This is a genomic window from Streptomyces sp. NK15101, from assembly GCF_020400725.1.
GTDB lineage: Bacteria > Actinomycetota > Actinomycetes > Streptomycetales > Streptomycetaceae > Streptomyces.
Window position 1 is genome coordinate 115,236 of record NZ_JAINVG010000005.1, and the last position, 21,837, is coordinate 137,072.

Genomic DNA, 21,837 nt, shown 5'->3' on the forward strand with positions numbered 1-21,837 from the left:
CAGGTCGGATCCGCCGTCGTCCACCGGTCCGCCGGCCGCCAGGTCGGGTCCGTCGTCATCACTCTTCCCCCGGTCGCCACGTCGGGTCCGTCGTCCACCGGTCCGCCGGTCGCCACGTCGGGTCCGTCCCCGTCCACCGCTCCCCCGGCAGCCGGGTCGGATCGGTCGTCATCGTCACTGCGCCTCCGGTGGGCATGTGGGCTCGGGTCATCACTCCGCCTCTCGGGTGGCCAGGTGGGCGTCCGTCGCCGCCACTCCGAACGCCTGCGGGATCGGCTGACCCGCCAGGTAGAGCCGTTCGGCGACGCGCCGGGGCAGCGGGTGGTACGTGAACCTCCCGTGCACCCGTCCGTCGGCCGCGACCGGCTGCGCCTGGAAGCGGCAGATCGTGGCCAGCAGGAAGCGTTCCCGGCCGTGCGAGGCGAGGACGGAGATCTCGGTGATGCGGCGCGTGCCGTCCGGGTGCCGGGTGAGCTGGACGATCACGTCGACCGCGCTGTTGATCTGGTCGCGGAGCGCCTCGAACGGCACCTTGACCTCGGACATCGACGCGAGGGTCTGGAGCCGCATCAGGGCGTCCTCGGCCGAGTTGGCGTGGACGGTGGCGAGCGAGCCGTCGTGGCCGGTGGACATCGCCTGGAGCATGTCGAGGGTCTCCCCGCCGCGGACCTCTCCGACGATGATGCGGTCGGGGCGCATGCGCAGGGAGTTGCGGACGAGGTCCCGGATGGAGATGGCCCCGCGGCCCTCGATGTTCGGCGGGCGGGCCTCCAGGCGGATGACGTGGGACTGCTGGAGCTGGAGTTCGGCCGAGTCCTCGATGGTGATGATCCGCTCGCCGTCCGGGACGAGGCCGGAGAGCGCGTTGAGGAGGGTCGTCTTGCCGGTGCCGGTGGCTCCGGAGACGATCAGGTTGAACTTGGCCTGCACGAGCCCCGAGAGCAGGAGCAGCATCTGCTCGTCGAGGGAGCCGAGGCCGATCATCTCGTGGAGGGTGTACGCCCGGGGGAAGCGGCGGATCGTGAGCGTGGCCCCGGTCAGGGAGAGCGGCGGGATGATCACGTTGACGCGCTCGCCGGAGGGGAGCCGGGCGTCGACCATGGGGTTCGACTCGTCGACGCGCCGGTTGACGGTGGAGACGATCCGCTCGATGGTCTGCATGAGCTGTTCGTGGGAGGCGAAGCGGAGCGGCAGGAGTTCGACGCGGCCGCCACGCTCGATGAAGATCTGGTCGGGGCCGTTGACCATGATCTCCGTGATGGAGGCGTCTTCGAGGAGCGGTTCGAGCACGCCGAGCCCGAGGGCCTCGTCGACGACCCGGCGGATCAGCTGCGCCCGCTCGGCGGTGGAGAGGACCGGGCCCTCGCGGCTGATGATGTGGCCGAGGACGCGCTCCAGGCGGGCCCGCCGCTCGGCCGCCGCGAGCGCGGACATCTCGGTGAGGTCGATCTCCTCCAGGAGCTTGGCCCGGAAGGCGGCGACGAGATGGCCGTCCTCCCGGCCCCCGCCCGTGGCCTTCTCCTCGGGGGCGCTGATCCGGGCGCGCAGGCTCATGGCAGGTCCTCCTCGTCGGGCAGTGGCATGGTGGCGGTCTTCTCGACGTTTCCGAAGTCGTCCCAGAAGGGCACGACGGAGGGGACGGTGACGGTGACGGTCACGGTGACCTCGCCGTCGCCCACGAGGGGGACGGCCTCCGGCTTGACCCAGCTGCTCGTCGCCTCGGTGGCCGCCGTCTGGGCATCGAGCCGGGGCTCGTCGTCGGTGGTCATGGCCCGGGCGGCCGCCCGGGCCGCCGTGCCCGCCTGCTGTGCCGCGTACGCGGCGACGCCGAGCTGGAGACCCGCCATGCCGACGATGAGCAGGAGGGGGAGGAAGCCCAGGTATTCGATGGCGGCCTGGCCCCGGTCGCGGCGTTCCTTTCGCAGACCGCTCCTCATGGCGTGGAACTCCTCTCGTCCACGGCACCCGCCTTGCCCTCGACCCGGAAGAGGCCTCCCACGCCCGGGACCAGGGCAGGGACCTGGACGCTGACCACCACAGTCGCCACCCCGCCGCCCGATGGGCAGCCGCTCACCTGGGCACCGGCCCTCCACGCCCCGTCCAGGTGCCGTAGCGCGGCCTCGTGGTGGTCGTCGCCCACCGCACACGCCCGTGCCGCCTCGTCCGCCGCGTTCCCCGCCAGCGTGTACGTGTAACCCACCAGGACGACCTGCCACAGCAGGGCGAGCGTGAGCAGGATCAGCGGCACCATTCCGAGGAACTCCACCGCCACCTGCCCCCTGTCGTCGTCCCGGTACGTCCGCATCGTTCAGCGTCCTCCGGTGCGGCGCCGGAGGCCCAGCGAGCCGCGGTCGCCCGCGCGGGCGAGCTGCTTGCCGGGGGCGTCGGCCGCCGGCGCGCCGACCAGGCCCAGCTCGCCCGCGAGGGTCCACAGCGCCTGCTTGACGGTCGACTTGGCGTCGAGCTCGTGGAGGCGGCCGGCGTCGACGACGGCGGAGAGTTCCTTGAAGTTGGCCGGGACGGCGACGCCCGCGATCCGGGTGCCGGTGATCTTCTGGACGAGGGGCGGCTGGATCTCGGTGGAGCGGTGGTGGCGGTTGACGAGGGTGAGGGTCTCCTCGGCTTTGCGGACCTGGAGCCGTTCCCACATCCGTACGGTCCGCTTGGCGGCCCGGACCGCGACCACGTCCGGGGTGGTGACGAGGAGCGCGGTGTCGGCCATCTCGATCGCGGCGGCGTTGGCGCTGTCGAGCCGGGAGCCGCAGTCGAGGACGACGACCTCGTGGCGGCCGCGCAGGGCGCTGACGACCTGGCGGGCGGCGCGGTCGGTGACCTCCTCGCCGCGCTCGCCCTCCCCGGGGGCGAGGAGCAGGGAGAGGCCGGTCTCGTGGACGTAGACGGCGTCCTGGAGGACGCGGGGCGAGATGTCGGCGATGGCCGCGAGGTCGGCGACGGAGCGCCGGAACTGGACGTCGAGGTAGGAGGCGATGTCTCCGCTCTGGAGGTCCATGTCGACGAGGGCGACGCTGCGCCCGGCGGCGCGGGCGGCGAGGGCGAGGTGGACGGCGGTGAGGGTGGTGCCGACGCCGCCCTTGGCGCCGCTGACGGTGACGACGGTGCCGCCGGGGCCGGCGATCGGCTCGGCGCCGGCGCCGAGGTGGCGGCGGACGCCGAGGGACCACTGGGCGGCGGCCTGGACGCGGCTGGCGAGTTCCTCGTAGCCGAGGGGGAGGGTGACGAGGCCTCGGGCGCCGGAGTCCATGGCGGCGGAGAAGAGGACGGGGCTGGCGTCGGCGGTGATGAGGACGACGCCGACGGCGGGGAAGCGGAGGGCGACCTCGCGGACGAGTTCGAGCGCGGGGACGGGGCCGATCCGCTCGTGGACGAGGACGACCTCGGGGAGTTCGTCGAGGGAGGCGGCGGCGAGGCGCGCGAGGGTGTCGACGAGCTGGGTGGAGTCGGTGACCGGCTGGGCGGGTTCGGTGTCGGGGAGCTGGCTGAGCAGCGTGCTGACGGACCGGGCCGCGTCGGGGTCGCCGACGGCCGGCAGGATCCTGGTGGTCATACCGGCCTCACTTGTCCTTGTCGAGCGTGTAGGTGCGGTCGCCCTTGTCGGCCGGAGAGCCGCCCGGGGAGCCGTCCGTGGACGGGGCGACGAGGGCGAGGCGTACGTGCTCGGCGAAGGACTCGGCGTACGCGACGCGCTGGGTGTCGAGGGTGGAGAGCGCGAAGGTGATGGGGACGGCGGAGGTGGCCCGGTCCGTCCGGTCGTTGCGCTGCGAGACGGGGGTGAGGGTGCCGACGTCGAGGACGCGGGCGCCGGTGACGATCAGCCGGGACTGGTCGGGGTCGCCCTTCTTCTCGCCGGCGAAGGTCGCGTAGATGTTGACGGTGGAACCGGCGGTGATCTTGCCCGCGACGCCGGCGGCGGCGTCGACCATGATCGCGATCTCCTGCTCTCCCGGCCGGAGCTCGGGGCGCTCGACGATCATGTCGGTCTGGAGGAGGGAGCCGGCCTTGAGTTCGGTGACGGCGATCTTGCCCTCGATCTGGCGGAGGTCGGTGACGGCGGTGGCGGAGAGCCAGCGCTTGGGCATGGAGATCTTCTCGAACTGGTTGGCGCTCAGGGGCTTGTAGGGCTCCACGTTCCTGGTGAGCCGGTACGCCGTGGTCTCCGGGCCGACCTTGGAGTTCACGTCGCTGATGACGGCGAGGACGCCGGCGAAGGCGCCGAGGGCGCACAGGACGGAGAGCAGCAGCAGGATCACGCCGCGGCGCTGGCGGGAGTTCATGGCCGTACTTCCTCGGTCGAAGCGGTCGGAGCGGTCGAAGCGGTCGGAGCGGTCGTCGGAGTGATCGGAGCGGTCGTCGGAGCGGTCGGGGGCGTGGGTCCGGGCGGGTGGGCGCGGGTGTCCGGCGGCAGGTGGCGGTGCGCGGGTCCGGTCACGGCAGCGCGGCGCGGGCGGAACGGGCACCGGGCCCGAGGGCGCGGGTCCGCGCGTCGGCCTGCGGTCCCGGTCCGAGCGTCCGTCCCCCGTGCTGTGGTCCAGGCCCCGGGGCGCGGCCTCCCGGGTCGGGTGGTGGCGGGCCGGCCGGGGGCAGCGGGGCGGAGCAGAAGCCGCAGCGGTCGCCGATGAGTTCCATCCCGCACCAGTGGCAGGTCTCGCGGCGTACGGAGGAGACGAGTTGGTAGAGGACGGACAGGTCGGGCAGGTACGCGGCGAACTCGACGAGCTTGCCGGTGCCCCACCAGCCGGGCGAGGAGGCGGGGAGCGGCGCCTCGTGCACGGGTCCCGGGATCCGCCATCGGGGTACGAGGGTGGTGGTGGGCCAGTCGGTCTGGAGCTGGCCGCGGGCGAGGAGGAGTTCGGTGGCGAACTCCGGCCCGGCGAGGGCCTCCCCGCCGGCTCCGGAACCGGAACCGGAGCGCGAGCCGAGCCGGACGATCTGCGGGGTCGGTCCGGCGAGGACGGCGAAGTGGGCGCCGGGGAGCCAGCCCTTGAGGTGGGAGCCGAGGCTCACGGGGACGCGGTCGAGCCGGGAGACGGAGCCGAGGACGGCGCCGGCGTAGATGTAGTGGGCGAGCAGCCGGGCGGCGGAGGCGAGGACTCCGGGGCTGAAGTCGCAGCCGGAGAGCTGCCGCAGCTGACGGACGAGGACGGCCGCGCCGAGGGGCGGCAGATCGGTCTTGACCAGCGCGATCCGGTCGCTCTCCAGGAGGGCGCGGACGGCGTGCAGGCGGTGTTCGACGGCGGTGGGCGCGGCGGTGGGGCAGACGACGACCACGTGCCCGTACCGCGCGAGGAGTTGCTGCATGTCGGCGACGGAGGCGTCGAGCGGTCGGGTCTCGGGGGGCGGGAGCACGGCGGCCTGCGGGGTGTTGGGGTCGGCCGGCGGCAACACCAGGTCGGTGCTGGTGACGGCGATCGCTGTCGGCACGTCGGATCCCCCGTCCCCTCCGGCCTCCGGTGCCCCGGGGGCCGCGGATCACTTACCGCGTTCGCGGCGTCACCGCAGGGTGCCGCCGTCTCTGCACCTTATCCGCGTCCCCCGGGGTGGTGAACACACAATCCGCCAAGCTGCCCCCACTAATTTGCGCCCTGACCTCGAACCCCGGGACCGGGCCCTGACCTCGGCACCTCGCTTCCGACCGAACGCCGTTGCCGGCGCGGGGTATTGACAACGCGATTGGTCTGGACCAACTTGTTGCGACAGCGGTGGCCGCCGCCGGTACCCCCGTACCCGCACCTCCCCTCCGTACGACGACGTACGGCACCTCCACCTCACCGACTCCCCCACCGGAGGATGCACGTGGACCGCACCCCCACCCGTCCGCACGGACGCCGTCTGCTCGGCGGAGCGCTCGCGCTCGCCGTCGGCTCCGGGCTCGTCCTCGTCGGCGGAGCCGGCACCGCACAGGCGGCGGACGTCAACGTCGCCAGGAACGCCGGGTTCGAGAACGGCCTCGCCTACTGGTCCTGTTCCGCCGGGAGCGGCGCCACCGTCTCCTCCCCCGTCCGCACCGGCGCCGGCGCCCTCCGCGCCACCCCGGCCGGTCTCGACAACGCCAAGTGCGTGCAGACCGTGACCGTGAAGCCCAACTCGACGTACACGCTGAGCGCCTGGGTCCAGGGCGGCTACGCCTACCTCGGCGCCACCGGCACCGGCACCACCGACGTCTCCACCTGGACGCCCGACAGCGCCTCCTGGAAGCAGCTCACGACCACCTTCACCACCGGCGCCTCCACCACCTCCGTACAGATCTACACCCACGGCTGGTACGGCACCTCCCCCTACTCCGTCGACGACGTGAGCGTCTTCGGACCCGACGGGGGCGGCGGCCAGGACCCCGACCCGACCGTCCCGTCCACCCCGGCCGGTCTCGCCGCCGGCACCGTCACCACCAGCTCCGTCGCCCTGAGCTGGGGCGCGGTCTCCGGCGCCACGGGCTACAAGGTGTACCGGGACGGCGGCAACCCGCAGACGGTGACCGGCACGTCGGCCACCGTCACGGGGCTCACCGCCGACACCGCGTACCAGTTCCAGGTCTCCGCGACGAACGCCGCCGGCGAGTCCGCGAAGTCCGCCGCCGTGACGGCCCGCACCGCGAAGCCCACCGACCCGGGCCCCGGCCCGGCCGTGCCCAGGCACGCCGTCACCGGCTACTGGCAGAACTTCGACAACGGCGCCGCGAAGCAGAAGCTGCGGGACGTCCAGGCGGCGTACGACATCATCGCCGTCTCCTTCGCGGACTCCACCGCCACGCCCGGCCAGATCACCTTCAACCTCGACCCGGCCGTCGGCTACGCCTCGGTCGCCGACTTCAAGGCCGACATCGCGGCCAAGAAGGCGGCCGGCAAGTCCGTGATCCTCTCCGTCGGCGGCGAGAAGGGCAACGTCACCATCAACAGTGACGCCACCGCGACCGCCTTCGCCGACAGCGCGTACGCCCTGATGCAGGAGTACGGCTTCAACGGGATCGACATCGACCTGGAGCACGGCGTCAACTCCACGTACCTCACCAAGGCGCTGCGGCAGCTCTCCGCCAAGGCGGGCTCCTCGATGGTCCTGACGATGGCCCCGCAGACCATCGACATGCAGAACACGGGCTCCGAGTACTTCAAGACCGCGCTCGCCGTGAAGGACATCCTCACGGTGGTCAACACCCAGTACTACAACAGCGGTTCGATGCTGGGCTGCGACGGCAAGGTCTACAGCCAGGGCTCGGTGGACTTCCTCACCGCCCTCGCCTGCATCCAGCTCCAGGGCGGGCTGGCGCCGTCCCAGGTCGGCCTGGGCGTCCCCGCCTCCACGCGGGGCGCGGGCAGCGGCTACGTCGACCCGCAGGTCGTGAAGAACGCGCTCGACTGCCTGACCAGGGGCACCGGATGCGGCACCTTCAAGCCCGCCCAGACCTGGCCGGCGCTGCGCGGCGCCATGACCTGGTCGACCAACTGGGACGCGACGGCCGGCAACGCCTGGTCGAACGCGGTGGGCCCGCACGTGCACAACCTGCCGTAACCGCCCCGAAGTGACGGCGCGGCGCCACCGCTCCCCCGGTGGCGCCGCGCCTCTTTCTCAGACGGGCAGGTAGTGGCGCAGCACCGGGTCGAGCAGCCGGATCCACTCGCCGACCCGGGCGGCGCGGCGGCCGTCGACCTCGCAGTCGTAGACCGAGCCGTCGTAGAGCGTGACGGCGACGCGCAGCACCCGGCCGCGCCGGACGGGCTCGTACCGTACGGCGCCGATCTCGCTCCAGAGGAAGTCGGCCTCCTCGCCGAAGGAGTGCAGGGACACCCCGCTCCCGTCGACGGCGACACCGGAGTTCCGGTCGGCGGCGGCGAAGTCCGGCGCGGGCCGCGGCGGCACGAGGGGCGGCGGCGGCAGGTGGTGGGGGGCGGGGTGCGGTACGGCGCCGGGAACGGCGTCCTGGACTCCGGCGCTCGGCATCGGCGGCAGCGCGTGGCCGGGCTGCGGTACGGCACCGAAGGGCGCGGGCACGGCGTCGGCGGGCGGGACCTGGGGCGCGGGCAGCGGCACCGCGACGGCGGGCGTCGCGGCAGCCACCCGGGGGTCCGGCACCACGAACGGCACCGAGGGCGCCACGGGCGGCCCGAACGCTCCCACCCCGGCCCCGGATCCAGCCCCGGCCCCAGTCCCAGCCACGGCCCCGGCCCCGGCCCCGGCCCCGGCCCCGGCCCCGGCCCCGGGCCGACCCTCCATCAGCTCGTCCATGATGGCGTCCGGAGCGGGCCGTTCGGCGGGGTCCTTGGCGAGGCAGCGCCCCACCAGCGACCGCAGCGCCTCCGGTACGGCGCCGAGGTCGGGGGCCTCGTGCACCGACCGGTACATGAGCCCCATCGGCGTCCCCTCGCCGAAGGGCCGCCCGCCGGCCGCGGCCACGAGGACGGCACCGAGCGCGAAGACGTCGGCGGCGCCGGTCACCTCCTCGCCGAGTGCCTGCTCGGGGGCGAGGTAGCCGGGGGTGCCGAAGGCGGAGCCGGTGGCGGTGAGCCGGGTGGACTCCAGGGCGCGGGCGATCCCGAAGTCGAGGACGCGCGGCCCGTCGGCGGCCATGACGATGTTGCCGGGCTTGAGGTCGCGGTGGACGAGCCCGCAGGCGTGGATCGCCTCCAGGGCCTCGGCGAGCGCGGCGCCGAGGGAGCGCAGCCGGCCCTCGTCCATGGGGCCTTCGGCGGTGAGGAGCCCGGAGAGGGTGGGCCCCGGGATGTAGGCGGTGGCGAGCCAGGGGGACTCCGCCTCGGGGTCGGCGTCGACGACCTGCGCGGTGTGGAATCCGCCGACCTGCCGGGCCGCGGCGACCTCGGCGCGGAAGCGGGCGCGGAAGGACGGATCGGCGGCGAGTTCCGGCCGCGCGACCTTGACGGCGACGGCGCGCCCGCCACGCGATCGGGCCAGATAGACGGTGCCCATGCCGCCTTCGCCTAGCTTGTGCTCGATGACGTATCTACCGATGAGGGTCCCCACGCGGGACAGTATGGCCGAACTTCCCACCTTGACCCGTTCATGACATAGCCGGACCATGTGGCCGGACACTCACGCGTCCGGACCGTCATCCGTCCGGACCGTCATCCGTCCGGACACCCGCACGACCCGGTCGCACTCCCCCACACTCCCCACCCAGGAGACAGCATGCGACGTCCCCTTCGCGGCAGAAGGTCCGCCACCCTCGCGGCCCTCGTGGCGTTCGCCCTCGCGGCGCCCCTCTCCGCGCTCACCACGCCCGCCGGGGCCGACCCGGCGCCGACCGCCGCCCGTATCGCCGCCGGCGCCGAGGAGGTGATCCGGCAGTACGAGATCGCCGGACCTTCCACCGTCGCCGCCCGCACCGCGCTGACCGCCACCGGCGTCTCGATCGACGAGGTCGACGCCCGCTCGGTCGTCGTCAGCGCCAACACCCAACAGCTCGCGCGGCTCAAGGCCCTCGGCTACGAGCCGGTCGCCCTGCCTGGCCCGCCGAACCGCGCCGCCGAGGGCGACAAGACGGCCGGCCCGCTCGACTTCCCCTCCGCCGACGCGAAGTACCACAACCACGCGGAGATGAACGCGGAGATCGACCAGCGCCTCGCCGCCCATCCGTCCATCATGAGCAAGCGGGTCATCGGCAAGACGTACCAGGGCCGGGACATCGTCGCCATCAAGGTCAGCGACAACGTCGCCACCGACGAGAACGAGCCCGAGGTCCTCTTCACCCACCACCAGCACGCCCGCGAGCACCTCACCGTCGAGATGGCGCTCTACCTGCTGCGCGAACTCGGCGCGGGCTACGGCACCGACCCCCGGATCACCAACGCCGTGAACGGCCGCGAGATCTGGATCGTCCCGGACCTCAACCCGGACGGCGGCGAGTACGACATCGCCTCCGGCTCCTACCGCAGCTGGCGCAAGAACCGTCAGCCCAACGCCAACTCCTCCTACATCGGCACCGACCTCAACCGGAACTGGGACTACAAGTGGGGCTGCTGCGGCGGCTCCTCCGGGACGAAGAGCTCCGAGACCTACCGCGGCACGGCCCCCGAGTCCGCCCCCGAGGTGAAGGTGGTCTCCGACTTCGTCCGCTCCCGGGTGGTCGGCGGCAAGCAGCAGATCACGGCGGCCATCGACTTCCACACGTACAGCGAACTGGTCCTCTGGCCCTTCGGCTGGACCACGGCCGACACCACGACCGGCATGACCCAGGACGACCGCGACGCCTTCGCGGCCGTCGGCGGCAAGATGGCCGCGAGCAACGGCTACACGCCCGAGCAGTCCAGCGACCTGTACATCACGGACGGCTCGATCGACGACTACCTGTGGGGTGCGCACAGGATCTTCGCGTACACCTTCGAGATGTACCCGACCTCCTCCTGGGGCGGCGGCTTCTACCCGCCCGACGAGGTCATCGAGCGCGAGACGAGCCGCAACCGCGACGCCGTCCTCCAGCTCCTGGAGAACGCAGATTGCATGTACCGCTCGATCGGCAAGCAGGCGCAGTACTGCGCGGCCTGAGCGGATGAACGAACCGGGGCCGGCGGGGACTCCCGTCGGCCCCGGCTTCGGACAGACCAGCCGTACGCCCCTTGACACCAATAGCCCGCCTCGGCAGTGCTGTTGAAACCGAATCGGCGTCCGTCGGGGTGTTGTAGGTTCTGGCCATGGCCAAAGGTGAGGTGACGGAGAACCCGGAGTCGCGGTTCTCCGCGGTGCTGGCGAGCGCGGCAAGCCTTCCGGGTGTGCGTATCCAGAGGGAGGCGTACCTCCGAAAGGCATTGGCTCGCTATTGCTCCGAGGACGACATCCGCAGAGCGATCGAGGAGACCCCCGCGGCGGCGGGTATCCCCCTCGAGGTTCTGGACAGAGCGGCCGACGACTCCATCGGCTACGAGACCGCCAAGGCCAGCGCTCTCTCCGCGGCTGCCGGGATACCCGGCTTCATCGCCCTTCCGGCCACCGTGCCCGCCGATATGGCCCAGTACTTCGGTCACATGCTGCGGATCGCGCAGAAGCTCGCCTACCTCTACAGCTGGCCCGATCTGTTCTCCGGCGACAGCGACGGCATCGACGACGCGACCAAGGGCGTCCTCACGCTCTTCTTCGGCGTGATGTTCGGCACCCAGTCGGCGAACGCCGCTGTGGGGCAGATCGCGGGGATGATGTCGAAGGAGGTCGCCAAGAAGCTGCCCCAGAAGGCACTCACCCAGGGCGTCGTCTATCCGATCGTCAAGAAGGTCGCCGGATACCTCGGCGTTCAGATGACGAAGCAGACCTTCGCGAAGACCGTCTCGAAGGCCATCCCCGTCGTCGGTGCCGTTGTTTCCGGCGGACTCACTTTCGCGACCTACCGCCCCATGGCGAAGAGACTGAAGAAGCATCTCGCCGGCTTGGAGCTGACGAAACCGACGCATCGAGCGGCAGACGCGGAATTCGTGGACGGGGAAGTCGTGGGCGTGGAGTTCGTGCACGTTCACGACTCCCCGTCGGACCGCACCGAGCCCGCTTCGACCTGACGAGCGGGTCACGCCCCGGAAGGTGCGGCCCGCTCGGTCGTGCTCGGACCGGGGGACCCGCCTCAGCCGAGGACGGCGAGGGCGTCGATCTCGACGAGGAGGCCCGGCGGGAGGCCGACGTAGACCGTGGTGCGGGCGGCGGCGGGGGCCTTGAGGTCCTGCTCCTCGAAGTACTCGTCGTAGATCTCGTTCATCTCGGCGAAGTGGTCCACGTCGGTGAGATAGACCCGCATCATCATCACGTCGTCCCAGCCCGCGCCGCCCTCCTCCAGGATCGCCTTGACGTTGGCGAGGGTCTGCAGGGTCTGCTCGCGCAGGGTCGGGCCCGCGACCGTGGGGGCCCCGCCCCCGGCGGCGGGCAGGAAGCCGACCTGGCCGGCGACCTGGAGGATGTTGCCCTTCCGCACGCCGTGCGAGAACTTCGCGGGCGGGGCGGTGTGGGTGGCGGGGGTGATCGCGGTCTTCTCGCTCATGCGATGTCCTTCGTAGCAGGCCGACCGGAGTACTCGCGGCTGATCGCGTCCGCGGTGCCGCGCACCTCCGGGAGGAGGGTGAGGAGTTCCTCGGCGGTGACGACCACGTTGGGCGCCGAGACCGACATGGCGGCGACGACCCGCCCGTCGGCGCCCCGGACGGGCGCGCCGACACAGTTGATGGACTCCTCGTGGCCGCCGAGGTCGGTGGCCCACCCCTGTTCGCGCACGGTCGCCAGCTCCTTGAGGAAGGCGGCGGCGTTCGGCGTCGAACGGGGCGTGTACGGGGGGTAGTCGAGCTTCGCGGCGACGGCGCGCCGCTCCGGCTCGGGCAGGTCGGCGAGGAGCAGCTTGGCGACGGCGGCGACGGTGATCGCGACGGGCTTGCCGATGCGCGAGTACATGCGGACCGGGTAGCGGCTCTCGACCTTGTCGATGTAGACGACCTCGCCCTCCTCGTACACCGCGAGGTGGACCGTGTGCCCGATCCGCTCGTTGAGGGCGACGAGGTAGGGGTGGGCGATCTCGCGGACGTCGAGGTTCTCGACGGCCTCCTGGGCGAGCGCGAAGAGACGGGCGCCGAGACGGTAGCGCTGGTCCTGCTGCCGGTGGACGAGGCCGTGCTCGTGGAGGGTGCGCAGCAGCCGCAGGGCCGTGGACTTGTGGACGCCGAGCCGCTCGGCGACCTGCCCGAGATCGGCGGGGCCCTGGGCGAGCAGCGGCAGGATGCTGAGCGCCCGGTCGACGGTCTGGCTCATGGCGTGCGTACCTCCTGGTCGTCCCCCGTCCAGCCGGGGCCGAGGTGAAGTGTGCCCCAGGCGGTGTCGTCGAGCGCGGCCAGCCGGTCGGCGCGGGCCCGGCGGGGAGGCCGCGCCAGGTCCCCGGCCGTGGTGAGGACCGCGGCGGCCGCGAGGTGCCCGTGCCGGAGCCGGGTCCTCATGTCGAGCCCGCGGAGGGTCCCGGAGAGGAAACCGGCGGCGAAGGCGTCTCCGGCTCCGACGGGGGAGACGACGGTGACGCGGGGGGCGGGGACGGGGGTGACGGTGTCGCGCCCGCGGAGGGCGGGAGCGGGGGTGACGGTGTCGCGCCCGCGGTGGGCGGGAGATGCGGAGCCGTCGGGGACGGGTGCGGGGGATGCGGAGCCGTCGGGGGCCTCGGGTGCGGCAGGTGCGGGGCCGTCCGGAGCGGGACCGCCGAGCGCGGGTGCGGGGCCGCTGCGCGGGGCCTTTCCCCACCCCGCCCCTTCCCGAACCGGGCCTCCGCCCCGGGCCCCCCGCCTCAAGCGCCGGCGGGGCTGGACATCAGCCCGCCCGGCGTCCGGGGGCACGGCCGCAGGCCGTACGGGGGCCTGGGGGCTTGCCCCCGGTTCGGGAAGGGGCGGGGTGGGGAAGGAAGCCGCGCGGCGCTCGAACGCCACCGCCCCTTCCCCGCCCCGCTTCACCACGAGCACCGCCGGCTCCGCCAGCACCGCCCGGATCGCATCCGGCTCCGCCACGCCCCACAACCGCTCCGCCTCGTCCGCGCCCACGAAGACGATGTCCGCCCGGCGGGCGAGGTCCAGCAGTACGGCGGAGGCGCCGCCGTCCCGCCACAGCCCCGCCCGGTGGTTCACGTCGAACGAGACGAGCGGCCGCCCGGCGCGCGGGGCGGTGAGCTCCCGCATCAAGGCCAGGCAGTCCGCGGACAGCGCCGCGGTGATGCCGGTCAGGTGGAGGATCCGGGCTCCGGCCACGGAGTCGTACGGGACGGTGGCCGGCGACATCGCCGAGGCCGCGGACCCGGCCCGGTAATAGACGACCTCGTGGGCGTCCGTCGCCCGGTCCGCGTCGGTGCGGAAGTAGACGCCGGTCGGCCGGTGCGGGTCGCGGCCGACGGCGCCGACGTCGACCCCGTGCGCCGCGATCGCGTCGACGAGGTGGTCGCCGAAGCCGTCGCGGCCGACGCGGCCGACCCAGCGGACGCGGTGTCCGGCGGCGGCGAGGGCGCAGGCGACGTTGGACTCGGCGCCGCCGATCGCGCGGGTGAAGGAGGGGACGTCGGCGAGGCGGCCGGGCCGGGTGGGCAGGAAGGTGACCATGGACTCGCCGAGGCAGACGGCGTCCGGGCGGACGGCCTCGGGGTGGGCAGCCTCGGGGCGGGGAGCCTCGGGGCGGACAGTCTCCGGGCTGACAGCCTCGGGATGGACAGCCTCCAGGCGGACAGCCTCAGGGCGGGCAGCCTCAGGGCGGGCAGCCTCCAAGCTGACAGCCTCAGGGCGGGCAGCCTCCGGGCTGACAGCCTCAGGGCGGGCAGCCTCCGGGCTGACAGCCTCAGGGTGGGCAGCCTCCGGGCTGACAGCCTCAGGGTGGGCAGCCTCCGGGCTGACAGCCCTCCGGCAACCGACGTCCCGGCAGCCGACACCCCGGCAGCCGACCCCCGGGGCCCCGTCCACGGGCGCGGGTCCGCTCATGGTCGGCTCCCTGTGACTCGACTCGTACGGGTCCATTGACCCGGCCTCGGCCCGGATGTTAGACAGCGTTGAGCACTGTGCGCAATGAGCGTTGCACATCCTGCAACGCCCCAACGAGGAGGCCCCATGCCCGACCTGGCGAACGAGCGCGTCGACCACCGCTTCAAGGCCCTGCCCCCGGACGCCGAGGGCCTGACGGTCGGCGAGCTCTCCGCCCAGCGGCGCAACCTCTTCACCGGCGGCTACACGACCCCCGTCCTCGCCCTCTCCGCCGAGTCCGTCGAGCACAACCTGCGCCTCCTGGAGACCTACGCCGAGCGCCACGGCCTCGCCTTCGCCCCGCACGGCAAGACCTCCATGGCCCCCCAGCTCTTCGACCGGCAGCTGGAGCACGGCGCCTGGGGCATCACCGCCGCCGTCCCCCACCAGGCCCGCGTCTACCGCGCCCACGGCATCTCCCGGATCTTCCTGGGCAACGAGCTCGTGGACCCCGTCGCCCTGCGCTGGCTCGCCGCCGAGCTCGACGCCGACCCGGACTTCCGCTTCGTCTGCTACGTCGACTCCGTGCGCGGCGTCGAGCTGATGGACGAGGCCCTGCGCGCGGCCGGCGCGGCCCGCCCCGTGGACGTGGTCGTCGAGCTGGCCGCCGGTTCGACCGGGCGCACGGGCGTCCGGACGGAGCGGGAGTGCGCGGTCGTCGCCGACGCGGTCGCGGCCGCCCCCACCCTGCGGCTCGTCGGCGTCGCCGGGTACGAGGGCACGATGCCCGGCGCCGACGCCGACTCGGTGCGCGAGTGGCTGCACCGGCTCGTCGGGCTCGCGGCCGACTTCGACAAGGCCGGCCGCTTCGACCCCGCCATCGGCGAGATCGTGGTGAGCGCGGGCGGCAGCGAGTGGTTCGACACGGTCGCCGAGGTCTTCGCGGAGATCCCCGGCCTCTCCCTCCCCGTCCTGAAGCTGCTGCGCTCCGGCGCGTACGTCTCGCACGACGACGGCCAGTACCGCGACCGCACCCCCTTCAACCGGATCCCCGAGGAGGGCGCGCTGCGGCCCGCGTTCCGCCTCTGGTCCCAGGTGGTCTCCCGCCCCACCGCCGAGCAGGCCTTCACCAACGCGGGCAAGCGGGACGCCGCCCACGACCTGCACCTCCCCGAGGCGCAGGCGGTCCGCGACGCCCGCACGGGTGAGATCCGCGCCGCGGAGGGCATCACCGTGACGGGCCTCTCCGACCAGCACGCCTGGCTCCGCACCGAACCGGGCGCGGACCTGGAGGTCGGCGACTGGGTGGGGATGGGCCTGTCGCACCCCTGCACGATCTTCGACAAGTGGCAGCTGATCCCGCTCGTCGAGGCGGACGGCACGGTGGTCGACCACATCCGCACGTTCTTCTAGGAGCGAGGGAGCGCCGGGGTGATGGATCTCGTCTTCCGCGACGCGGAGGTCGTCGACGGCAGCGGCGGCGACTCCTACCGGGCCGACGTGGGGATCGAGGACGGCCGGATCGTCTCGATCGTCAAGGAGGCCGCGGCGGCCGGCTGCCAGCGCCCGACCGCCCGCCGCGTCCTGGACGCCGAGGGCCTCGTCCTGGCGCCCGGTTTCATCGACATGCACGCCCACAGCGACCTCGCGCTGCTCCGCGACCCGGACCACGGCGCGAAGGCCGCGCAGGGCGTGACCCTCGAAGTCCTGGGCCAGGACGGACTGTCGTACGCCCCCGTCGACGACCGCACGCTCGCGGAGGTCCGCCGGGCGATCACCGGCTGGAACGGCGACGGCTCCGACGTCGACCTCGACTGGCGCACGGTCGGCGAGTACCTGGACCGGCTGGACGCCGGAATCGCCGTGAACGCCGCGTACCTCGTCCCCCAGGGCACGGTCCGGATGTACGCGATGGGCTGGGAGGACCGCCCGGCGACCGAGGCCGAGCTGAACCGCATGCGGCGGCTGGTGGCCGAGGGCCTCGAACAGGGCGCGGTCGGCATGTCCTCCGGCCTCACCTACACCCCCGGGATGTACGCACCGGACTCCGAGCTCACCGAGCTGTGCCGGGTCGTGGCGCGGTACGGCGGCTACTACTGCCCGCACCACCGCTCGTACGGGGCGGGGGCACTGCGCGCGTACGAGGAGATGGTGACGCTCGCCCGCGAGGCCGGCTGCGCCCTCCACCTGGCCCACGCCACCCTGAACTTCGACGTGAACGAGGGCCGCGCCCCGGAGCTCCTGGCCCTCCTCGACCAGGCCCTCGACGCCGGCGCCGACATCAGCCTCGACACGTACCCGTACACCCCCGGCAGCACGACCCTGCTCGCGCTGCTCCCGAGCTGGGCGGGCGAAGGCGGCCCCGACGCGACCCTGGAGCGCCTCCGCGACGCCGCCACGGCGGAACGGATCCGGCACCACCTGGAGGAGCTCGGCTCGGACGGCTGCCACGGGGTGCCCGTCGACTGGGCCACGATCGAGGTCGCGGGCGTCTCGGACCCGGCCCTGGCGGACCTGGTGGGCACCCGCGTGGGCGACTGGCGAACGGCCCGCCGGCTCCTGATCGCCGACCGCCTGGGCACGACGATCCTCCAGCACGTGGGCCACGAGGAGAACGTGCGGGCGATCATGCGCCACCGGGTGCACACGGGCGGCTCGGACGGCATCCTCCAGGGCCTCAAGCCGCACCCGCGCGCGTACGGCACGTTCCCGGAGTACCTGGGGCGGTACGTGCGCGAGCTCGGCGTCCTCTCCCTGGAGGAGTGCGTCGCCCACCTCACCTCCCGCCCGGCCGCCCGCCTCCGCCTCCCGGACCGGGGCCTGGTGAAGGAGGGCCACGTGGCGGACCTGGTCCTCTTCGACCCGGCGACGGTCGCGTCGGGCGCGACGTACGAGAACCCCCGAACCCTCCCGGTGGGCATCCCGCACGTCCTGATCGACGGCAGGTTCGTCATGGAGGACGGCAAGAGGACGGACGTGCTGGCGGGAAGATCGATCCGCCGCACTCCCTGAGGAGGGCGATCTCCCGCCGCCCCCGTTGTGCCCGGCCCCTACCGCCTGACGCCCACAGGAGCGGCACCCTCCAAGGTGCCGCTCACGCGGGAACCCCACGGTTCCCGCCGCACCCACAGAAGCCCGAGTCCCAGCACCACACCCGCAAGCACGAACCCGTACCAGGGCGTGTGCCCGGACGGCTGCGTCTCATGGACGAGCGCCGCCGAGACGACGGCCAACACCTGTCCCGCCCTCCCCCGCCAGGCAACCGCCGCGACGACGACCGTCCCCCACAGCAGATACCAGGGCTGAACCATCGGCGAGAGCACGACGAGCGCCGCCAACGACAGTCCGAGCCCGAGGACGGGATCGAGAAGGCCCCGATACGCACGCCACGCGAGGGCGGCGATGACGGCCAGGGCGAGAAGCAGCCCCAGCTTCTGGAGGACGCCCCTGACCGGGTCCGGCTCCCCGGTGAGGAGCACCCCGACCCCGAGACCCAGGTCACTCGTCAGAGACAGCGGCGTGTGGATGGCCCCGGCCACGCTCTGCGTCCGCACCCACCCGAACCCGGTCCCGGCGAGGACCGACGCCCCCGCCGCCACCGCCCCCGCCACGGCCCCGGGCAGGGCGAGCCCCTTCAGCAGCCCCCGCAGACCGCCCCCGCGCGCGATCATCACTCCGATGAAGAGCAGGGCCACGGCCGCCGGCGACTTCACCATCATGGCGAAGCCGACGAGGACGGAGCCGAGCACCCACCGTCCGCGCGAGGCGAGCAGGACGCCGCCGAGCATGAGGCCGATCATCAGCCCGTCGTTGTGCGTGCCGCCGACGACGTGGATCAGGAACAGCGGATTGAGCACGGCGAGCCAGAGGGCGCCCCCGCCGCCCCCGAACCCCCGCACCGCCCACACGACCAGGGCGAGCGCGCCGAGGGCGATGAGCCGCATCCCGAGGACGGCGGGCACGACCGCCCCGCCGGTCGCCTTCACGACGGCCGCGGCGAGGAGCAGGAAGGCCGGCCCGTACGGCGCGGGAGTGTCGGTCCAGTTCCCGCCGACGCTCGCGGCCGCGTCGGCGCCGGGGTCGCCGGGGCCGAGGACGGAGGGACCGGCCCCGTACACGTCGTGTCCCGACAGGACCATCCCGCCCTGGGCGATGTAGCTGTAGACGTCGGCGCTGTGCAGCGGCGGGGCGAGGAGCAGCGGCGCGGTCCAGCAGCCGAGGGTGGCGAGGACGCCGTCCCGCAGGCCACGCGCGAGGAGGACGCCGTAGCGCCACCAGGCGGCGACGAGCAGGACCAGGCCGAGGTACGCGAGGACGGCGCCGGCGACGGTGAGCGCGGAGCCGCGCGGCTGCCACAGCGGCCCGCCGCCGAGGACCGGAAGGGTGCCGGCCGCGTATCCGCCCACGGCGACGGCGAGCGACCCGCCCGCACCCAGCCACCGACATCCGGAGGCACTGAAGACCCACATGAGCGGACAACCTACCGGCGGTCCGCTCAGCGGCTCACGACGGCCGTCCGCTCCAGGGTCTCGGTGGCGGTGCCCGTGCGCTGTATCCGGTGCCAGCGCAGCCGGCTGCCGAGGAGGGCGGTGACCACGGACTGGACGACGACGAGGTACATCAGCTGGCGGTAGACGAAGATCTGCAGGGGCAGGGTCCAGATCGGCTCGAACCGCTCGCGGTCGAGGCGGAGCGCGTACACCGCAGTGCCGACCTGCACCGCCGTGAAGCCGAGCCACACGCCCAGGGCCTGTCCGGGGTCCTGGAAGAAGAGGCCGTAGACGGCGAAGACGTCGACCAGCGGGGCGATCAGGGGCAGCACGGTCTGGAAGAGCAGCAGGTAGAGGAGGCCGCGGCGGCCGAGCTTGCCGGACTGGCCGCCCTCGACGACGGCCCTGCGGTGCTTCCACATGGCCTGGAGGGTGCCGTAGCACCACCGGTAGCGCTGCTTCCAGAGCTGCCGGACGGTGGACGGGGCCTCCGTCCAGGCGATGGCGGACTCCTCGTAGACGACGCGCCAGCCGGCCCGGCACAGCGCCATCGTGAGGTCGGTGTCCTCGGCGAGGGTGTCCTCGCTGACGCCGCCGACACCGGCGAGCGCGTCCCTGCGGAAGGCGCCGATGGCGCCGGGGACGGTGGGCATGCACTCCAGGACGTCGTACATGCGCCGGTCGAGGTTGAAGCCGATCACGTACTCCAGGTGCTGCCACCGGCCGAGGACGCCCTGCCGGTTGCCGACCTTGGTGTTGCCGCTGACCGCGCCGACGCGGGGGTCGGCGAGCGGCTGGACCAGGCGGCGGACGGCGTCCGGCTCGAAGACGGTGTCGCCGTCGATCATCACGATGATGTCGTGGTGGGCCCAGGCGAGACCGGTGTTGAGGGCGGCGGCCTTGCCGGCGTTCGGCTGGCGCACCACCATCACGCGCGGGTCGTCGATGGACTCGGCGATCTCGAAGGTCCGGTCGGAGGAGCCGTCGTCGATGACGACGACCTGGATCTCCTCGTACGTGGAGGCCAGCAGGGAGCGGACGGTCGCCTCGATCCCGGCCTCCTCGTTGTACGCGGGGACGAGGATCGAGACCGGCCCGGTGACGGGAGGCAGCCGGGGCGCGCCGCGGCGGCGCCTGGACCGGGTGCGGCGGACGTGGATCCGGGCGACGCCGATGAGGAGGGCGAGCCGGACGGCGGTGATGACGCCGGCCACGACGAGGAGCCAGGTCATGGCGTCGGCGAAGCCCCGGGACGCGTTCTGGGCCTGGACGAACGCGGCGCCCTTCCATTCGGCGAGCACCGAGACGTGGTACGTGGTGCCGGTGAGGCCGAGGGCCTGGCCGACGGTGGTGTGGCGGGTGGTGCCGCCGGGGTGCGCGAGGAGCTTCTCGGTCTCGTCGACGGCCCGCGGGGAGCCGGTGAGCTGGAGGACGGACTTCCCGTCGGCGGCGACCAGGACGTAGCCGGCCTCGGCGGCCCGGCGGCCGGCCTCCCACTGCCCTGCGCAGAGCGTCGTCAGGGTCGTGGTGTGCGGCAGCCGCAGCAGGCGGGTGCCGAGGCCGGTGCTCGCGCCGAGCGCGTTCTGGGTGAAGGAGAGCTCCAGGGCGGCGCGGGTCTCCGAGACCTGGGCGAGGTCGACGTCGGTGTACGTGTGCGAGCCGAGCTCGTGGCCGTCGGCGACGATGCGGCGGACGAGCTCGGGGTGGGCGGCGGCCTCGGAGCCGGTGAGGAAGAAGGTCGCCTTCGCGTGGCGGGCGGCGAGGACGTCGAGCAGCCGCGGGGTCCAGTCGGGGCTGGGGCCGCCGTCGTAGGTGAGGGCGACGGTGCCGTCGGGCGGGGTGGCGCTGCGGACGATGCCGTTCTGGTCCACCTGGACGACGGGGCCCTCGCCCCGGGTCTCGGGGGCGGTGGGGCACTGGGCCTGCGGCGCGCCGGTGGCGGCTATCTCGTGGCGGCCGTAGCCGGCGAAGACGAGGGCGGTGGTGGCGACGAGGAGGATCAGGCAGAGCATGGCCCAGTGCGCACGGGGGTCCCGGCGCAGCGCGTGCCGCGTCCGGGGACCGCCGGGCGGGGCGGGCGGGACCGTGGGCGCGGACGCGAAGGACGCGGCCGGCGCGTCGTACGGAGGGTGCGGGGCGTACTCGGCGTGCGGGGCGTACTCGGCGTGCGGCTCGGGCTCCGCGGAGGGCCCGGCACCGGCGGCGTGCGGCTCCGGCTCCCCGTACGGACCGCCCCCGGCGTACGGCTCGGGCGCGGACCCGTCGTACGCCCCGGGGACGGGACCGGCGTACGGCTCGTACGCGTACCGTCCCGGGGCTCCGTACTCCTGCCCCTGCCCGTACCCCTGTGCCTCGGCCCCCGTGTGGCCGTACGCGTTCCCGGCTCCCTGCCCGTATGGATCGTTCGGGTCGTACCCGTACCCGTGCCCGACGCTCACTTCGGGCGCTTCGTGGCGCCCGGCGCCTGGTCGGACTTGCCCGGATTGCCGTCTCCGGTGGTCGACGTCGGCGCGGGGGCCGTCACGGGCGGGGCGGTGGTGGCGGTCGTCGGGGTGGACGACGGGCCCTCGGTCGTGGCCTTCGCCGTGGGGGTGGCCGAGGCGCCGGGGGACTCGGTGGTGCCGCGCGGGGTGGCCGTGTGCTCGGACGTGTCGCCCGGGGCCCCGGTCTGGACCGGATCGGGCTGGATGAGCGCGGGCGCGTCCTGCTCGTCACCCGACCAGGGCAGCGGCCCTCCGGCCGGTCCGGCGCCGAAGGAACCGGCGACGACGATCCCGAGGAAGCCGAGGCATGCCACGCCCACCCCGGCGGCGGCCCACCGCACCTTGCGGCCCCGCCGGCCCGAGGCGTCGACGAAGACGCTGTTGTCCTGGTGGCTCATGTGCGCGCATTGTAGGGAGCACGACACTGTCGTGCGAGTCCACACACATTCCGGACAG

At 73.4% G+C, this 21,837-nt stretch carries 18 protein-coding genes; 5 read left to right on the plus strand and 13 right to left on the minus strand.

Annotated elements, in window-relative coordinates:
• Positions 1-210: 210 nt before the first annotated feature.
• From K7G60_RS04205 to K7G60_RS04230, 6 genes are all read right to left on the minus strand, one after another.
• Positions 211-1,554 (minus strand): CpaF family protein, encoded by a 1,344-nt coding sequence (locus K7G60_RS04205; protein ID WP_225799407.1) that lies wholly within the window; start codon positions 1,552-1,554, stop codon positions 211-213.
• Positions 1,551-1,937, minus strand: coding sequence for a TadE/TadG family type IV pilus assembly protein (locus K7G60_RS04210; RefSeq protein WP_225799408.1), 387 nt, complete (start codon positions 1,935-1,937; stop codon positions 1,551-1,553). Before K7G60_RS04210 ends, K7G60_RS04205 begins: the two co-directional genes overlap by 4 nt.
• Positions 1,934-2,305, minus strand: a complete 372-nt coding sequence (locus K7G60_RS04215; protein ID WP_225799409.1) for a TadE/TadG family type IV pilus assembly protein — start codon at positions 2,303-2,305, stop codon at positions 1,934-1,936. Before K7G60_RS04215 ends, K7G60_RS04210 begins: the two co-directional genes overlap by 4 nt.
• A gap of 3 nt (positions 2,306-2,308) precedes the next feature.
• On the minus strand, positions 2,309-3,565 hold the full coding sequence (locus K7G60_RS04220) for a P-loop NTPase (protein WP_225799410.1): 1,257 nt from the start codon (positions 3,563-3,565) through the stop codon (positions 2,309-2,311).
• Between the two features lie 7 nt (positions 3,566-3,572).
• On the minus strand, positions 3,573-4,292 hold the full coding sequence (gene cpaB, locus K7G60_RS04225) for a Flp pilus assembly protein CpaB (protein WP_225799411.1): 720 nt from the start codon (positions 4,290-4,292) through the stop codon (positions 3,573-3,575).
• 151 nt (positions 4,293-4,443) lie between these two features.
• Positions 4,444-5,439, minus strand: coding sequence for a hypothetical protein (locus tag K7G60_RS04230; RefSeq protein WP_225799412.1), 996 nt, complete (start codon positions 5,437-5,439; stop codon positions 4,444-4,446).
• A gap of 366 nt (positions 5,440-5,805) precedes the next feature.
• On the opposite strand from K7G60_RS04230, the gene K7G60_RS04235 reads away from it, so the two are divergent.
• Positions 5,806-7,521: a chitinase gene (locus tag K7G60_RS04235; RefSeq protein ID WP_225799413.1), complete on the plus strand. Its 1,716-nt coding sequence runs from the start codon at positions 5,806-5,808 to the stop codon at positions 7,519-7,521.
• Between the two features lie 57 nt (positions 7,522-7,578).
• On the opposite strand, the gene K7G60_RS04240 is transcribed toward K7G60_RS04235, so the two are convergent.
• Complete coding sequence (locus K7G60_RS04240; protein WP_225799414.1) at positions 7,579-8,988, minus strand: serine/threonine-protein kinase; 1,410 nt, start codon at positions 8,986-8,988, stop codon at positions 7,579-7,581.
• 165 nt (positions 8,989-9,153) lie between these two features.
• Here K7G60_RS04240 and K7G60_RS04245 point away from each other — a divergent pair, with 165 nt between their 5' ends.
• Positions 9,154-10,509: a M14 family metallopeptidase gene (locus tag K7G60_RS04245; RefSeq protein WP_225799415.1), complete on the plus strand. Its 1,356-nt coding sequence runs from the start codon at positions 9,154-9,156 to the stop codon at positions 10,507-10,509.
• A gap of 146 nt (positions 10,510-10,655) precedes the next feature.
• Complete coding sequence (locus K7G60_RS04250; RefSeq protein WP_225799416.1) at positions 10,656-11,507, plus strand: hypothetical protein; 852 nt, start codon at positions 10,656-10,658, stop codon at positions 11,505-11,507.
• Positions 11,508-11,569: 62 nt separating this feature from the next.
• Here K7G60_RS04250 and K7G60_RS04255 read toward each other — a convergent pair whose 3' ends face one another.
• Genes K7G60_RS04255 through K7G60_RS04265 form a run of 3 tightly spaced genes read right to left on the minus strand, consistent with a single transcriptional unit; the run spans position 11,570 to position 14,057 of the window.
• On the minus strand, positions 11,570-11,980 hold the full coding sequence (locus K7G60_RS04255) for a RidA family protein (protein WP_225799417.1): 411 nt from the start codon (positions 11,978-11,980) through the stop codon (positions 11,570-11,572).
• Entirely contained in the window at positions 11,977-12,738 is a 762-nt protein-coding gene (locus K7G60_RS04260; RefSeq protein ID WP_225799418.1) for an IclR family transcriptional regulator, read from the minus strand. Before K7G60_RS04260 ends, K7G60_RS04255 begins: the two co-directional genes overlap by 4 nt.
• A complete protein-coding gene (locus K7G60_RS04265; RefSeq protein ID WP_225799419.1) occupies positions 12,735-14,057 on the minus strand; it encodes a sugar kinase in 1,323 nt (440 codons plus the stop codon). Before K7G60_RS04265 ends, K7G60_RS04260 begins: the two co-directional genes overlap by 4 nt.
• Before the next feature lie 456 nt (positions 14,058-14,513).
• Between K7G60_RS04265 and K7G60_RS04270 the strand changes: the two genes are divergently transcribed.
• Positions 14,514-15,821, plus strand: a complete 1,308-nt coding sequence (locus tag K7G60_RS04270) for an alanine racemase (protein ID WP_374115582.1) — start codon at positions 14,514-14,516, stop codon at positions 15,819-15,821.
• Positions 15,822-15,839: 18 nt separating this feature from the next.
• Positions 15,840-17,420, plus strand: a complete 1,581-nt coding sequence (locus K7G60_RS04275; RefSeq protein WP_225799421.1) for an amidohydrolase family protein — start codon at positions 15,840-15,842, stop codon at positions 17,418-17,420.
• A 38-nt stretch (positions 17,421-17,458) separates the two neighbouring features.
• Here K7G60_RS04275 and mptB read toward each other — a convergent pair whose 3' ends face one another.
• From mptB to K7G60_RS04290, 3 genes are read right to left on the minus strand one after another with little or no spacing between them, the layout of a single operon-like run.
• Positions 17,459-18,877, minus strand: coding sequence for a polyprenol phosphomannose-dependent alpha 1,6 mannosyltransferase MptB (gene mptB, locus K7G60_RS04280; protein WP_225799422.1), 1,419 nt, complete (start codon positions 18,875-18,877; stop codon positions 17,459-17,461).
• A gap of 26 nt (positions 18,878-18,903) precedes the next feature.
• Positions 18,904-21,336, minus strand: a complete 2,433-nt coding sequence (locus tag K7G60_RS04285) for a glycosyltransferase (protein ID WP_308080136.1) — start codon at positions 21,334-21,336, stop codon at positions 18,904-18,906.
• Positions 21,333-21,779, minus strand: a complete 447-nt coding sequence (locus K7G60_RS04290) for a hypothetical protein (protein WP_225799423.1) — start codon at positions 21,777-21,779, stop codon at positions 21,333-21,335. Before K7G60_RS04290 ends, K7G60_RS04285 begins: the two co-directional genes overlap by 4 nt.
• Positions 21,780-21,837 lie beyond the last annotated feature (58 nt).

Coding starts and splice junctions, on each gene's coding strand:
- K7G60_RS04210 (WP_225799408.1), bottom strand. CDS start 1,937: ATGAGGAGCGGTCTGCGAAAGGAACGCCGCGACCGGGGCCAGGCCGCC.
- mptB (WP_225799422.1), bottom strand. CDS start 18,877: ATGTGGGTCTTCAGTGCCTCCGGATGTCGGTGGCTGGGTGCGGGCGGG.
- K7G60_RS04205 (WP_225799407.1), bottom strand. CDS start 1,554: ATGAGCCTGCGCGCCCGGATCAGCGCCCCCGAGGAGAAGGCCACGGGC.
- K7G60_RS04215 (WP_225799409.1), bottom strand. CDS start 2,305: ATGCGGACGTACCGGGACGACGACAGGGGGCAGGTGGCGGTGGAGTTC.
- K7G60_RS04250 (WP_225799416.1), top strand. CDS start 10,656: ATGGCCAAAGGTGAGGTGACGGAGAACCCGGAGTCGCGGTTCTCCGCG.
- K7G60_RS04255 (WP_225799417.1), bottom strand. CDS start 11,980: ATGAGCGAGAAGACCGCGATCACCCCCGCCACCCACACCGCCCCGCCC.
- K7G60_RS04235 (WP_225799413.1), top strand. CDS start 5,806: ATGCACGTGGACCGCACCCCCACCCGTCCGCACGGACGCCGTCTGCTC.
- K7G60_RS04260 (WP_225799418.1), bottom strand. CDS start 12,738: ATGAGCCAGACCGTCGACCGGGCGCTCAGCATCCTGCCGCTGCTCGCC.
- cpaB (WP_225799411.1), bottom strand. CDS start 4,292: ATGAACTCCCGCCAGCGCCGCGGCGTGATCCTGCTGCTGCTCTCCGTC.
- K7G60_RS04270 (WP_374115582.1), top strand. CDS start 14,514: ATGAGCGTTGCACATCCTGCAACGCCCCAACGAGGAGGCCCCATGCCC.
- K7G60_RS04290 (WP_225799423.1), bottom strand. CDS start 21,779: ATGAGCCACCAGGACAACAGCGTCTTCGTCGACGCCTCGGGCCGGCGG.
- K7G60_RS04245 (WP_225799415.1), top strand. CDS start 9,154: ATGCGACGTCCCCTTCGCGGCAGAAGGTCCGCCACCCTCGCGGCCCTC.
- K7G60_RS04265 (WP_225799419.1), bottom strand. CDS start 14,057: ATGGTCACCTTCCTGCCCACCCGGCCCGGCCGCCTCGCCGACGTCCCC.
- K7G60_RS04220 (WP_225799410.1), bottom strand. CDS start 3,565: ATGACCACCAGGATCCTGCCGGCCGTCGGCGACCCCGACGCGGCCCGG.